The sequence below is a fragment of the Sutterella parvirubra YIT 11816 genome, assembly GCF_000250875.1.
Lineage (GTDB): Bacteria > Pseudomonadota > Gammaproteobacteria > Burkholderiales > Burkholderiaceae_F > Sutterella > Sutterella parvirubra.
Genome location: NZ_JH604915.1, coordinates 1 through 526, shown reverse-complemented (window position 1 = coordinate 526; position 526 = coordinate 1). Strand labels below are relative to the sequence as shown.

1 pseudogene is annotated in these 526 nt (G+C 58.2%); it reads right to left on the bottom strand.

Annotation, left to right across the window (positions count from 1 at the left end):
- Positions 1-526 (bottom strand): annotated as a pseudogene (locus HMPREF9440_RS03045) (hypothetical protein); the annotation flags it as partial.

The window sequence follows — 526 nt, the reverse complement described above, 5'->3', positions numbered from 1 at the left end:
CCTTCTGCTTGAGTCGGACCGCGCAGTTCGCCTTACTGGAGGTCTCCACGAGTTCCGTCCAGTAGCGTCTGGATTCAGGCATTTCAGCTTGCTCGTTGACGCAGCGCTGGGCGTATTCGATTGCCGCGTCCAGTTCATGAAGATCCCGCTTCTTGCGTGCCTCGCTGAACGTGAGGACCAACGTGCAGTCGACTTCTTCGAGCACACCGTTGACGTAGCCCTTCTTCTTGAACGGTACGGCCTTGAATTTGAGGTCGTGGCTGACGGAAGTCCACCCGTTCGGATCGACCATGGCCTTCTTCTGCTCGTTCGGGAGATTCGAGACTCTCTGCCCAACCAGAAAGCCGAAACCTCGGTTGTTGGCGTCCTTGAGGTTCGCGAGCGAATTGAGGCCGCGGTCCGCGACGATGATCGTCTCCTCGATGCCGTACTTCTCGCGCAGGGCCTCGATGGCTACGGGCAGGGTGTTGTATTCCGAGTTGTTCCCGGAGTAGATGTCGAAGTCGACGGGGATTCCCTCGTTGTC